This window comes from Lewinella cohaerens DSM 23179, assembly GCF_000379805.1.
Taxonomy (GTDB): domain Bacteria; phylum Bacteroidota; class Bacteroidia; order Chitinophagales; family Saprospiraceae; genus Lewinella; species Lewinella cohaerens.
The window spans coordinates 157,102-170,981 of sequence record NZ_KB903533.1; the positions used below are offsets into that span (position 1 = coordinate 157,102).

The following is a 13,880-nucleotide window of genomic DNA, read 5'->3' on the forward strand; positions in this document are numbered from 1 at the left end:
TTAACAAGATAGAGTGGTATATTTACTATCTCCTCACCCGTACATTAAGAATATTAATTGAGAAGCCTACAGCGCTGTCTTTCTCTTCAATCTATTGTATGATAATTTTTTCTACAATTACACTTCTTCCGAGGTGAAATTTACCATAGTAGACTCCAGGGAGTAACTGTTGAAAAGAGAATGGAGTATCTTCTTCATTGATCGTTAACACTTTGATCAACTGATTTTTAGTGTTAAATAATTCAAATGTACCCGGTTTCCCAAGATGGTTTTTTACAATAAACCTTCCTGACGACGGATTTGGAAAAATTTCAATTCCACTTTCAATATTCGTTGGCAAATGATTGATGTAAACTATTTTATAATCACCCAATGCGCCATCGAAATCGACACTTCTTAATCGATAATAGTTCTCGCCAATATAAGGGGCTTCATCTTTATAGAAATAATCGTGATTTCCGTTTCCTTTACTATCGGTTTCCGTCAATTGCGTGTAATCAACTCCATCCCCGGATTTTTCCACGAGAAACTTTTCAACATCAATTTCATTTTCTGTATGCCAAGTCAAATTGATAAAATCATCAACACTACTACCATTAAATATTAATTTATCAATAGGTAGTGGTGAAGAAGTGAAAATAATATCAATATTATCTATGAAAAGGTTATTACCATTTCCCGTTTGATTCCAAATAGCCAAATTGATCCGACTACTCAAATCCTGGGTCAAGCTAGATATATCAATAATTTTTGTTTCCCATTCTGTCACAGAAGGAATAAAGGCAGTACTTTGAGGAGGTGCCGTAGCTAAGCTGTTTCCTCCTTCCGCCCAGATAATGTTACCTGTATCGTAGTCAAAAACAATCAAATTGTCAATTGCCGTGTTGGTCCCGTCTGAGAAATAGGTATAAGCGTAATCAAACTGTAAATAGCCAAATAATGATCCTTCAGGACACAAATTAGCTAGGATCAACCCATCAAATTCTCCGGGAGAATCATATCCATAGTTCTCCATGTACAGGCAATAATTACTGCCATTCGGGCCATTCAGGTTTACTAACTGAAACGTATTGCTATTATCTCCATTAAAATTCAACGATCCGGAAGGTATTTGAACGTTTTCAAAGTCGGTATACTGAGCGGTACACAAAATGTTATAAGTTTCAGCACTCGTTATGTTCTCCCCATAAATGGTAGAAATAGTAACGGGTGAACTAATTGTACCAATATTAGGAATAGCACTAATTGTATTTTCATCGATCAGGTTAGCAGACAGTGCAGGACTGTTTCCAAACTTTACTCCATTTACTATGCCCAGCGTGAAATTATTACCAATGATCAACATCTCTTCTCCGACATGCCCTTGATCAGGGTCAATACTGGTAATCGAAGGGGGAACATATGAATTCACAACTAACGTATAATCCTCGGTTTCACCATAGGTATAGGAACCACATGGCAAAATATCATCGGCACTATCTTCATCTGGAAGGCCATCAATCATATTCATGCATACAATGCGTAGGCGAATCGGCCCTAGACTTGCCGAGGAAGGAACGACAAAACCGCCTTGGACGATACCATTTCCTTGTTCAGGAGACACGAACACTTGCTCTCCCGAGTCATCAAAGTCTTCATCATCATTCCAATCGACGAAAACCTTGAAAGCTTTCGTGAAGTTTGTACTGTTATTATTGCAAGACCCCATTGTTACTTCAAAAGGGACTACTTCGTCTCGAAACACGTCTATTTCAGTTGAAGTCCAATCAGTATAAGTGCTGCACGTAGCCCCAGAACTTACTGTAAACTGACCTGGAGGAAAAGATACTATTGATATTTTTCCAAAGTCATTAAATAGCGCCTCAGAGAGACAGATACCTGAAGTACTTTCCGGATCAATTGCTGCAATGATCCCATCTGAACTTCCATAACTACTCACACTCTGAGAGCCTGAAGACACAGTGTTATAAAAGGAACCAACAAGGAATACAGTTCCATTATTATTGGTTGCTACATCCGTTCCCCAATCATCTCCTCCTCCAGTAAAAGCCAAACTCCACTGGCTTGTCGAGCCAGCATAACATGCCGTAACGATGTCGTCAGCATTATTAGCCTTACCTGTTACGATGTATTCTCCTCCAACTGAGATCGTTAAGCCATTAGCTTCCTCAATTCCGCTCAATATGCTTGAAAATACTTGATTTCCAAAAGTTCCATATCTCGAGACAAAACCATTGGAACCTCCCATGTTTTTATTTCCAACCATTACGATATCGCCATTCGAAGCTATTTCAATATCAGTACCTTCATCATTAGAAGAACCACCTTCGCTAGCAATCCATTGTAATGATCCCGATGAATTGTATTTACCCAAAAACACATCGTTAGCGCCATTAGAAATAATTGTGCTGCTTCCGAATTCAGCCGTGCTGTTGAAAAAACCAGTAATAAAAAATGTGCCGTCATTCAGAACACTTATTTCAGTAGCATAGTCGTCTCCTACTCCTCCTTCGCTTCTGGCCCATAATAAACTACCTCCACTAGAGTATTTTGCAATAAAAACATCTGCTAAGCCGGAAGATTCCAATACGGTTGTCGAAGATGCGCCATCATTAAAATAAGCTGTACCATTAAAATATCCGGTAATATAGATAGCTCCGCTGCCATCTGTTGCTATTGCAGTACCTGCACCGGCAATGCCTGAAACTAGTTCCTTAACGGTCCATAATAGCGTTCCATTAGCATCGTATTTTACAATGTAGACATTAGAGCCTTCAAAATCACTATGTAAACCTGTTATTAGAACATTTTGGGCATTATCAACGTGAATATCTTCCCCTTCATCAAAAGAGCTTCCTCCTACAGCACGTATAAGATTGAGGTTTCCTGATATATCATAGCGCGCATAAAAGATATCCTGGCCGCCTGCACCAGATAGTGAACCGCTACCATAATTCAGAATTCCGGTGAAATTCCCGACCACATGGAGGTTATTACCGTTAATATCTATTGATCGAGCATTGTCACTAGAAGTATTTCCCAAATGATTCATCCAAAGGCTCGATTGTCCAGTTAGATAAATAGCAATTATTGAGATCAGTAAGAATATTATAGTTTTTTTCATCACATCACAATTTTAATTAGGCTCGGATTACTTGAGCTAAATAGTAGTGCTTTCAAATGGATTGACAGCTCAGCTAATTATGACCAAGTAATCATCGCCAGCGATTAATTTTTTATTCAATAAATATTTGCAATAAGGCAGTAGGCTACCCATCTGTTTTGTTACTCTCAGGCTTGACAGATATTACATGTCAAACTGCTATCAGAGTTTCCAAATTCGTGCAAGTCATCTAAGATCCTTTCGAAGTTTTTTTGCATTTTCTGTTTTAAAAGACATGGCAAAGCCAGTCCTCCTCCCCCGTAAATTTGGGGGAGGTAAGCAGGCTATTGAGAAATGCCTATTATTCGATGAACGTTAAAACTTGATACGAATGGGAGTTGGTACGAAATTCGACCTCCATACCATGGTCTCGCCAGTATGCTCCAAAAAACTGTTTTGCCACTTCATGTAAATCGTCATCTTGCGTGGTAGGCAGATAGTAATTCACCAGACGAATGCCTGTTAAATCACCTAATGGGTAGTCTGTCTCCAGCACCTGCCAGAGTTCTTCTTTATTCTCAAGTAGTAATCTTGGAGCCAGCTGATATTGATAGAAATTGGTCTTACCGTCATTCAAAATCAAATCCGACCAACTTACTATCCATTTCATACCCTGCTGTTGCTGGAGCCAGTGCAAGCGGTGATAGAAATTTTGATGAATATGCGACTCTCTCATTGCTTCCGATGCTTCAGCCACTTCTTTAATGGCATACACTAATTCTTTTTTGAATTGCCATAACTCATGTTCAAGTTTCTTCTCGTTGCGAAGCCAGTATGGTGGACTGGCATCCAAAGTCACCGTCCATACCTTTTGACTGGATACTTCGCCGATTTGTGAAAGATTAACGCGAACATTTCCCCAATGACCAGCAGCAAGTTGGCCCTCCACGAGCTCAATTACCGCATGCGTCATAGCCGTTGTATCAGGATCGAAGGTTGCGTCCGTCTGATCATATAAGAATTCTATCGTTGTATCAGGAAGCTCATTTTGACAACTTAAAAGTACGAGGCTCAAAAGCAAGCAAATGGCAGTTGAATTCTTTATTATATGGCTTCCATTCGGTGGCCGGACAGCAGAAGGTTTGTACCAATCTTCAACGGATTGACTGCCTGCCTTCTCCCTAGCTAACTGGTTTAAATTCCGGTAGGTTCTGTGCGCATTATCTCGAATATGTTCCACCTGTGATCTGGCTTGATCAAATGCAGAAGGTAGCCGATCTTCTGTTTTCTCTAACTGCTGCGTCAGGTTGAATTGAGCATCATATAAGTGGCGCTTCGCATCATCATAGCCGTCCTGTAGTTTCTGTTCCAGGATTACCTGATGATGATTTATCTGTTGACGGATTTTTGGAATCCATATCATCAAATGAAGCTTCTTTTTTTCTAGCTTCCGAGCTAGTCGCTTAACGGTAAAATAGGTGGCGTGTTTCTCGTGGTGATAAGCAACGTAAAACGTAAAGCCGGCAATCAAAAAATTGACAAAAACACCGACTACTTGATTCACTAGGCTATCGGCAACATGCCAACGCACCAAACTAATCAAGCTGCACAAAATGAGCGTTAATGCTGTAAATAATGCTAACTTTCTCCAATGCCTGTTCCAAAAAGCCTGTCCAGCTAGTTTGGCACCGACAGCCTGGAATAAGGCAAAAAAGATGCCAATTGTGAGCGCTCCCAGGTTATTGCCTCCCATGTTCATTTGTTGGAATGCTCCAAAATTCACCAGGCATTCTACGACAAACAATAAAAAAATCTGTAAGTAAAAAACAAAGGGCCGATCAATCCATCGCTTTAAAGGTGGTACTCTTCCATAAGTCGCTAATAACTTTGCGCTCATATTGCTAGTATCATTTGTGTGGCGTTCAGCATCTCTCAATTGGTCATTTAGCCAATCTAACAGACCATTGCTACTACCTAACTGCATTTGTTTCCAGTTCCAGCGAAGCTTCCATAATGGGAGGCGTACCCATTGCACAGCTTTGGTTTCCGACTTTAACCGGTGTGATTGCCACTCTTTTTCTAAAGCGACTTCACTTAAGGTAGATTCTTTCCAGTGTTTGCTACGCTCTTGTAGCTGAATCAATACTTCTGCCTGTATGCTCTCTGCATGATCCAGTTCTTGCATGCAACGTTCTGCATAAAAGTCAATTTGTGCTTCCGCAGAACTTTGCTCTTGGCTATTCACGGGGATTTTACGTGCTCCGTCAATAGCACCTTCCTCAGCAAAAGCCTCGGCCTTTGCTTTGTAGGATTCTACAATTGAAAAAATGCTGTGATTGACGCTGTCCCAAATCTGTGTCAGCGCAGTCTCCGCTGTAGCGATGATCTCTCTTTGCAAGTAACTTTCTTTACCCAGGATCAATTGCTTCTGCTTGCTCTTTTGAAACTTCATAATTGTCTTGATTTAAGTAATAGAATATCTGGGCCGAGCAACACTCGACATCTCATGGAATCATCACCATTTCTAAGAGCCCAAAAGACAACGGTATTTGGGAATAGCATTATCTTTTGCCTATGGACACTCCAAAGGCAAGGCCAGAACAGCTGACAGCTAGTAGAATAAGTGTTATGAAACTGTAATTAATCCGTTGGTTTCCGAATAAGTAGATTGTCTATAAGTATAGAAGGGATATAGATCAAAAGGTAACCCGGAGTAAAGAAAAAAAAAGAAATTTAGTGGAAGAATTTGCGTAATGGACTATCTAATTGCTTTAGAAGCCTTGTGGCTTTCTCATGATAAGTCCATTTTTCCTCTACAATGAGAGAAAGTTCTGTTCGCGCTTTATCTTCTCGCCCTGCACCAAGATAAGCCAGTGCAAGATGCCACTGTCTTTGTTCAAAAAACTCTCCTTTCTTATTTATCTGAGTCAGGTAATAAATGGCCTTCTGGTATTGCTTACTTTGTAGTAATGCTTTGGCTAGAAAGAGATTAAATCTGGCGTGCTCTTTTGTTGAATCGGGCGCAGCAAGAAGTAGTTCAATTGCTCTTTCATATTCCTGCTCACGATAAGCTTTAATTCCTAAGTTGTATTTGTCGCTTGGCTCTATATTATTACTGGTTCCGCGTTTTAGTTCTTCATCATTATCTCCAATAATATTGGCTGCTACTATTCTATCATTTTGATAATAATATTGCCCTCCCCAGTAGCCTGCGGATAACAAAAGAATAATACTTGCAGCAATGGATAGTGAAATATATACCCTCTTTCTACTTTTCTTTTGTTCTTGTAATCTGACTTCTTTTTGTAGTAATTCGCGAAAGTATATCTGTCTGTAATAGTGGGTAGATTGTGTAATAAGTTTTTGCAATCTTACCTCCTCAGCAAAATCAGCATCGGATTCCATTCGCTCCAGAAAGATGGATAATTCTTCTGGACTAAGCTTATCATCAAGATAGAGCTCAATGTATTCTTCTATATTACGTTTCGATGAATTCATTTTCGCATAATTTCCATGACCCTTTTCTGGAATTCGGGGTTCTGCTTCAGAATTTTTTTGGCTTTTCTCAAGCATTTATATTTAGCTGTCTTTGCTGATTCAATACTATCATAACCGAATTGCTCGGCAATTTCATACATTGTATATCCACTTTCCTTCATGTATATTATATCGTAGCATCGCTCACCGATGAGTGCTCTTAATTCCTTAAGTACGTTCACTTCTTCTTCATTTAATAATAGATGGTCTGAAGAAGATGATTCATCACCTACGTCAAGTTCTTCCGTAAGAGCTTGCACTTGTACTTGACCTTTTTCCTTATTCTTATTTCTAATATCACGATTGAATATCTTCGAAATGTAGCCGCAGATATTGCTAATTATTTTTTCCCGATCGTTTAAAATTTGAAATTGAAATTTGAGAACAGCATCCGCATAACAATCTATAAAATCATTAAGCGTTAATTTTTCTGCAACTTTGTAATAAAGATAATATTTCACCTGGCACTCCTTGAGGATTAAGAGTATTGCATTTTCTTCTTCACGGCCGCCATTTCTAATAGCCTTAATTAGTTTCTCAGCATCCATAAAAGAAATTAAACATCTTACTTTTTGAATAAAGCTCCTTTAAAGAAAAGGCCTAAAAGTATTAAAAACAAAAGAGTAATTCCGTATAAAAAATAATTTTTATTTGAATTTTGTATTTCTACTGAAGAAGTATCGCCTATAGAAATGTATCCAGCCCAAAAGTATGGGTGCCTATCCCTTTCTTCCATTAATTCTTCCTGTGGAAGCCTCCGAGTTTTATTATCCAGATAATCCAGTTGAGATTGACGTAGTGCCTGATCTTTAGGGAGATTTTCTGCTAACAGTTCATAAAAACGTACCATCATTTTATAAGACACATGATCCTTGGTGTCCCATAAGGTCGCAGTGACATTTTTAGCTCCGGCAAACATGAACGCTCTCGCTAAACTAATCATACCTTCTCCCTTGACTCTTGCTCCCAGGCTTGTTTTACAAGCACTAAGCGTAACCATATCTGCATTCAAGTCCAGGTTGTAAATTTCCGCTATGGTAAGCTTGTTGTTTTGAAGGGATCCCAAGCTGTCACTAAACAGAATATGAGTCTCTTTAGGAGAGTTATCATCAAGTATGCCATGGGTAGCCAGGTGAATCATTCTATATTCCCCGGAACGGGAAACAAAATTCTCACGAGTTGCTTTTTCATCTACCCATGTGTCTCCACCAGTAATCTTCTGAATATCAACAACCTCATCCTTATTATATTCGAGGAAAAGACTTTCATTTCTGCTAGGTTCATAATTAGCAATACCAGGCTGATTCGCAGGGAAAGCGGGCGCAAATCCAATATACTCCTGTCTGGCATTCCGTTGCCGGTTGTTTACTTGCGCCAGGAGTGTTGCAGAGTAGGCATATTCTATTTGATGGTCCCGCAATAAATAGGGGTATTTAGAATACCTTCGAATGTCCGACGGGATCTCTGTCAATAAGGCTGAAAAGGATACTAGACTCAGTTCTTCGTCCGGTATAATGAGTAGGTTAGATGGCAATGCATACTTCTCCAGCGCAGGAGTTAATAATCGCTCATATAGATTTACAGCACCCGAAACATATAGTTGTTGATAATAATTGTAAGTCGAATCAATTTGCCCTGTTTGCCAGTAACCGTAGATTCCAGTATTAAAATCAGTGATGGACTGATAAAGCATCGAATCTGCAGGGTTTTCTATAAGGTCATAATCCTCTTGTGTTATGATAAATGAGTGTAAATTTTCTTCACCCAGGAAGTAGGAAATAGCTGCCTTATCTTGGGCAATTAAGCTGGTTTGAACATCCTGAATGTTTTGAATATTCACATCATATTTGGCTTTGTAATAGAGATTGTAATTGACTTCTAATTGCTCGATCAAGGTTTGATATTCTTGATGTTTTTTAAACAATAACTTTCCTTGCAAATCATTGCCTCGCTCTGCAATACTGCTTTCTAAATTAGAAATAGATGTACGTAATTCATGTTCTCTGTCAAGTAATTCTTTCGGAATGTTAGCAAATTCTTTCGCTCCACTTTCCAATAACACCAACAACATGACAATACCTTTGCTTTTTTCTGAATATGAAAAAGCCTGATCGATATATTTTTTATCCTTTGTCAGTTGATACAATTGGTAATTGATATGTATAGCATCCTCATAAATTGACTTTGCACTCTCTCCTAGCACATCTCTGTCTTGAATGTGTGAAACCCTAAGGGAATCCAATAGTTTATCGCATATGGTTATCGTTTGTGCAGCTGCTATTAAATCCTCAGTATTTCCACTGGTTTCATAACGTTTTCCCAGTGCAATCGCTTTGCGGTGAAAAATTGGGAGTAGGATATTCTTTGGAAGAGGCAAAAACGGGGAAGGGTTGACATACATATCGGTTAGTAGTTCATCTTTTCCTTCAAGATCATAGAATACCTCTTGGTAGTACGACAAAGATTTGGTGTTATCACCCTGCAGGTGATAATTATAACCTATATCGCTATTGACTTTGATTCGTGAGGGGTGCTGAGGATCATAAATGCCTTTAAAATCGTTCATCGCCTTTCGATAAAATGTCAAGGCATTGGCATGTTCTCCTCTCCTCCGATAGAGGTTTCCAAGCCGATGGTAGCACGACCCTCTTAACCAATAATCTATATCATTGGCCGGGTTCAGTATATGTAAAGCATTTCTATAAAATGATTCCGCATTAACAAGGTTGTTCTTCAAAAAATAGGTCTCGCCGATATTAATATAATTATGAGCAATCTCAGTACTGGGAGTCTTTTTAGCTTCCAGTAATTGTTCATTTATCTCTAAAGCCTTCTGATAGTATACGAGTGTTGTATCGTAATCTTTTAAGAATTTATAGTCACTGGCTATATTACTATAAGCCGTAGCAAAATTGGGATGTAGCTTACTACCATGTTGTAACGAATAAACCCGCCTTGCTTCCTTATGGTACATTAATGCTTCTCTTGGTCGATCGAGGGATAAATAAGTTGCGCCTAGATTATTGTATAAATCTGCTCTTGTTACTAAGAATTTTAAACCTTCAGTATCAATGGCTTCAAGTACTTCCAAACCTTTAAGGTAAGTTTCCAATGCTTTAAAATATTTTCCCGTTCTATGATAATTTGCGCCAATCATGGAATAAATAACTGACATTTCATGGCTCGGTTCAGGAGAAAAATCGATGATGTTGTTTAGTACTTTTTGATAATAGTACCGGGCGGAATCATATTGGTGTTTTTTTTCGAGATGCGCACCATAATTGCGAGAAGCTAAATTAATCTGGAGTTTTAACTCTTTCAATTCATCTTCAAGAACCATCGCTTTTCTAAAGTATATCGCAGCAGAATCAATTTCCTGTTGATTTGAAAATGCTGTGCCAATGTTATTTAGAATATGAAACATTTGCAGCGGATCATTTCCCTTTGAAATTCGCTTATGCTCTTCGAGTGCGCGTTGGTAATAGGTCATTGCTTTACTGTGATCAGTATTAGATCCGTCTGACCAATATGCACCAATATTTATTAGATTATCAACGATTAACTTGTTGTCAGGATATTTAGCTTCCAGAATCTCAAGACTTTTTTTAAAGTAAGTAATTGCCGCTTCATGTTGTTGCTCTGAAAAGAAACAAACACCTATAAAGTTGTAGGCTTTTGCTTCTGCTTCATTATTGGCCTCCAATCGAAAAGGACTTTCCTCTGCAACAATTCTGGCTTTATTCCTTCCATCCTCAATTAGGCCATTAATAATAAGTGTTTCTGCAGTTTTTAATTCACATGAGAAATAAGCTGTCCATTGCTCATTTTGACGATAAATGGTACAAGCTGAATCCATATTCATGCTAAATCCGGAAAGGTCACCATTAGCTAATGTAGTATCAGCCTTCATTATTAAGGATTCCGCTTCCCTGCTTAAGTCTATCGAAGCCTTTTGTGCGAAGAATGACAGCCCTAGAATTATGAGGATAAAAAGGAGAAGGTTTCTCATGGTTTTTAGATGTATAGAGGGTAGAAGTATGTGAAAGTAACCCTAAACACGCAGATTTTTTCATATTTTTACCATCTCCAGCCTTACATCTGGTGCACTACCCTTTTTCGCAAGGGTATTGCCTCTTGTGTAGATGAGTAAGATGTTGGTATCCAGGAGGTATTCCATACGTTGCTATAACTGGGCTAGTAGTTCGTCGATACCTTCTTCCATAGCTAATTCATCGGTAAGACTGAAGAAGTGTACCCTTATCTAAGGGTGTATAGCTTTGTTCAGTGGGCAATTCTGCTACGCTAATGGTTTCGCGCATAGGCTTTACATCCAAATCCCACACTTAGTCATCGGTAGATTCCTCGCTCTCTTACGCAAGTCGCTCTTCCTGGTCTGTGATCAAGGCTTTATTCTCGGTCTTAATCAGCTCCTAGATAATCCGATATTTTCTATCCTTTAAATTATTTGTCATCCCGAACTCTGTCTTTTGACCTTTCCAAATATAATCATTCTCCTTCTTATAGTGCTGAATCATGTACATAAGGTTTCATCGGTAGTTAGAAAACAAGGGTAAACCTGAACAAAATCTTCTTGGTAACTACCGAAAATAATCACTCTTCGCCGCCAACTTAGCACTATCCATATTGCTACACCTCAGATACAGCTGCAAGGTCTTCATATTCTCCCAGCCCCCCAGGTCCGCAATCGTTTTGAGGCTGAACTGGCCGCTGAGGTAGAGGTTGGTGGCGGCGCTACGCCGGGCCGTGTGCATGGTGATGATGGAGCTTTTCGGAGCGGTGATGGCTCCTTGGGTGACCATCTCGTTGATTCCTGCCGCAGCGATGGCCATCTTTACCTGGCGATTGGCTTGCTGGTTGGTGCCCCAGGAGAAATCGAAGTTGTAGGTTTCCATCAGCTCCATGGCGCGTTGGCGGACGGGGATGGTGGCTTCTTTTTGGGTCTTTCCGGCGCGGTACCGCAGGAAGGTGGTGCCGTCGATCTGCATGAGGTTGGCGGAGGAGATCTCCTGGAGGTCGGAAAAGCGCAGGAGGAAGTAGTAGGCGACCAGCCAGCGATCTAGTTCCTTTTGGAGGTGGGGCTGGGCGCTGAGGTCGGTGTTCTCCAGGGTGATGATTTCCTGCTCGTTGAGGAAGACTTTGTCGGACTTGCTCAGTCGCGGGCGACGGAAGCCTTTTTCCTGGTGGACGGTGTTTTGGTGGATCTTTCTTTCCAGGCCAATGTTCATCACCCGCTTCAGGACTTTGATGTGTTTGTTGATGCCGGGCAGCTGGCAATTCCCGTGCGTAGAGAGGTAAGCGGTAAACTTCTGGTAGAAAGCCATATCGATACCTTCCAAAGTGAGGTGTTCGCCGGTCTTCTTTTCGTAGCCCTTCAGGCGGGTGAGTAGCGACTGGTAGTTGTTGACCGTTCCGCTGGTGAGGGAGAGCAGCCCGTTTTTGCCTTCGGTGATGATTTTTTCTAAAAATTCCACCAGGCCGTTTTTGCTGCCTTTAGAAAAGAGGTTGTCCCAGTCGCCGCCTTCCAGGAAGTGGCGCTCGATGTCGAGCCGCAGGCGGGTGATTTTAGCGTTGTAGCGCGCGGCCAGCGGGTGCGTGTTGCGGACGGCCTCCTTGCGCTCGTCCCAGTCTTTAGGCAGGAGCTGGATGCCGGTGGAGAAATATTTTTTCTTATTTTCATGGCTGCAATAGACCTTCACATCACAGGTTCCATTCTTCCTGACAAAGTACGTCCACAGGACAGTTCTAAAATTCATGACACTCAATTTTCTTTAGAAGCATTTTAGCGAAAGCGTGTCAAAAATACACAAATAAAAACAATTGGGTATTGTTAATTTTTAAGTTAAAACAAAAACAAACACATTTGAACGGCGATGAGTGATCTTTGGGTGTTATCTTAAGTGTCAGTAAACCAGTTGATTATGAATAAAAGTAGGGTAGGGGCACAAAAAAAGCCCGCTCCAGGATTGGAGCGAGCTTAATTTTTCAGTGATCCCAGCAGGATTCGAACCTGCGACCGCCTCATTAGAAGTGAGGTGCTCTATCCAGCTGAGCTATAGGACCATTTTCACTTCAGCGGCAAAAATACACATTTATTTTTCCTTCCGCCAAGTACTTAACCGTTTTATTATTTTAATAGTTCCATTGGCAGATTTTTTATAGCTTTTTTGTTGTGTAATTCGTTGACATTTAATACATTCGGTGTAATTATTGTAGCCGTTTCAGTAACGGTTATTCAACCTAACAATCCACCCATATTCTATGAAAAAGCCACTTCGTATCATTGGCCGGCTACTGCTCGGCCTTATTTTGCTGCTATTACTCTTTGTTGCTTTCATCGCGTTCAGTGCTCCACCTACTTATACTGATGTCCAAGCCCCCGCGCTTACAGTTGACCTTAGTCCCGAAGCCATTGCCCGGGGCCAAAAACTAGTGGATAGCAACTGCCGAAATTGCCATCGCGCTGAGGATGGTACCCAAATGATTGGCCGCATATTTGAAGATCGGGGCGCCAACAGTGACTTTGGTACCATTTACACGGCCAATATCACCAAACATCCCACCGCAGGTATTGGCGATTATACCGATGGCGAACTGTACAGAGTCCTCCGCACGGGCATCAAAAAAAACAATGAAAGGGCCATCGCCGTCATGCCTACATGGCCGCTGGCCTCCGAGCAAGATATCCATGATATTATTGCCTTCCTGCGTTCCGATCACCCTTGGGTAGCACCCTCCAACGAGGTTCACCCTCCCCATCAGCCCTCGTTATTATCTAAGGCGCTTCATCGGTTTGTGCTCACACCTACGCCTTATCAAACGGAGTATCCCACCAACCCCAGCCTCAGCGACTCGGTGGCCTATGGTGCCTATCAGGTCAACAATGTCAACCTTTGCTATTACTGCCATTCCGCGGATATAAAAGCCGCTAGTGCCCTCGAACCCAAGACTACACCGGGTTACATGGCTGGTGGTTTTGTATTTCTGCACCTGGATTATGATATCCCCGTGCCCGGGCTAATCCCCACCGCCGATAACAATGTCGGAAAGTGGACCATAGAACAGTTTGTCGATGCCGTGAAATTTGGTCAGCGCCCGGATTTGCCAGCCTACAAGCAGCCTATGCACCCCTTTAATTTGCTCGATACCGCTGAAGTGAGGGCTATCCACCATTATCTAGGTTCATTGCAGTAACCGCGTGCTGTTAATTTATTAGATTTAT

Annotated in this window: 7 protein-coding genes and 1 tRNA gene; 1 reads left to right on the forward strand and 7 read right to left on the reverse strand. The window is 40.9% G+C overall.

Features of this window, described 5'->3' with window-relative positions; translation table 11 throughout:
* Positions 1-91: 91 nt before the first annotated feature.
* The 7 genes from A3EU_RS0104520 to A3EU_RS0104555 all read right to left on the reverse strand — a co-directional run bounded on the left by A3EU_RS0104520 (position 92) and on the right by A3EU_RS0104555 (position 12,721).
* A complete protein-coding gene (locus A3EU_RS0104520) occupies positions 92-3,124 on the reverse strand; it encodes a GEVED domain-containing protein (protein ID WP_020534938.1) in 3,033 nt (1,010 codons plus the stop codon).
* Positions 3,125-3,464: 340 nt separating this feature from the next.
* Positions 3,465-5,555 carry a ZIP family metal transporter gene (locus tag A3EU_RS0104525; protein WP_020534939.1) on the reverse strand — a complete coding sequence of 697 codons (2,091 nt, stop codon included), beginning with the start codon at positions 5,553-5,555 and terminating at the stop codon, positions 3,465-3,467.
* Between the two features lie 281 nt (positions 5,556-5,836).
* Complete coding sequence (locus A3EU_RS0104530) at positions 5,837-6,601, reverse strand: tetratricopeptide repeat protein (protein ID WP_020534940.1); 765 nt, start codon at positions 6,599-6,601, stop codon at positions 5,837-5,839.
* Positions 6,598-7,188 (reverse strand): ECF-type sigma factor, encoded by a 591-nt coding sequence (locus A3EU_RS32490; RefSeq protein ID WP_020534941.1) that lies wholly within the window; start codon positions 7,186-7,188, stop codon positions 6,598-6,600. The genes A3EU_RS0104530 and A3EU_RS32490 overlap by 4 nt, the downstream gene beginning before the upstream one ends.
* A 17-nt stretch (positions 7,189-7,205) precedes the next feature.
* Positions 7,206-10,649 carry a CHAT domain-containing protein gene (locus tag A3EU_RS0104540; RefSeq protein WP_020534942.1) on the reverse strand — a complete coding sequence of 1,148 codons (3,444 nt, stop codon included), beginning with the start codon at positions 10,647-10,649 and terminating at the stop codon, positions 7,206-7,208.
* 589 nt (positions 10,650-11,238) lie between these two features.
* Positions 11,239-12,414: a tyrosine-type recombinase/integrase gene (locus A3EU_RS0104550; protein ID WP_020534944.1), complete on the reverse strand. Its 1,176-nt coding sequence runs from the start codon at positions 12,412-12,414 to the stop codon at positions 11,239-11,241.
* A gap of 233 nt (positions 12,415-12,647) precedes the next feature.
* Positions 12,648-12,721 (reverse strand) — tRNA-Arg (locus A3EU_RS0104555).
* A 198-nt stretch (positions 12,722-12,919) separates the two neighbouring features.
* Between A3EU_RS0104555 and A3EU_RS0104560 the strand changes: the two genes are divergently transcribed.
* Positions 12,920-13,852 carry a c-type cytochrome gene (locus A3EU_RS0104560; RefSeq protein WP_020534945.1) on the forward strand — a complete coding sequence of 311 codons (933 nt, stop codon included), beginning with the start codon at positions 12,920-12,922 and terminating at the stop codon, positions 13,850-13,852.
* The last annotated feature ends 28 nt before the right edge of the window (positions 13,853-13,880 follow it).

Excerpts from the sequence above, each read along its gene's own strand:
- A3EU_RS0104520 (WP_020534938.1), bottom strand. The coding sequence starts at position 3,124 with ATGAAAAAAACTATAATATTCTTACTGATCTCAATAATTGCTATTTAT.
- A3EU_RS0104525 (WP_020534939.1), bottom strand. The coding sequence starts at position 5,555 with ATGAAGTTTCAAAAGAGCAAGCAGAAGCAATTGATCCTGGGTAAAGAA.
- A3EU_RS0104530 (WP_020534940.1), bottom strand. The coding sequence starts at position 6,601 with ATGAATTCATCGAAACGTAATATAGAAGAATACATTGAGCTCTATCTT.
- A3EU_RS32490 (WP_020534941.1), bottom strand. The coding sequence starts at position 7,188 with ATGGATGCTGAGAAACTAATTAAGGCTATTAGAAATGGCGGCCGTGAA.
- A3EU_RS0104540 (WP_020534942.1), bottom strand. The coding sequence starts at position 10,649 with ATGAGAAACCTTCTCCTTTTTATCCTCATAATTCTAGGGCTGTCATTC.
- A3EU_RS0104550 (WP_020534944.1), bottom strand. The coding sequence starts at position 12,414 with ATGAATTTTAGAACTGTCCTGTGGACGTACTTTGTCAGGAAGAATGGA.
- A3EU_RS0104560 (WP_020534945.1), top strand. The coding sequence starts at position 12,920 with ATGAAAAAGCCACTTCGTATCATTGGCCGGCTACTGCTCGGCCTTATT.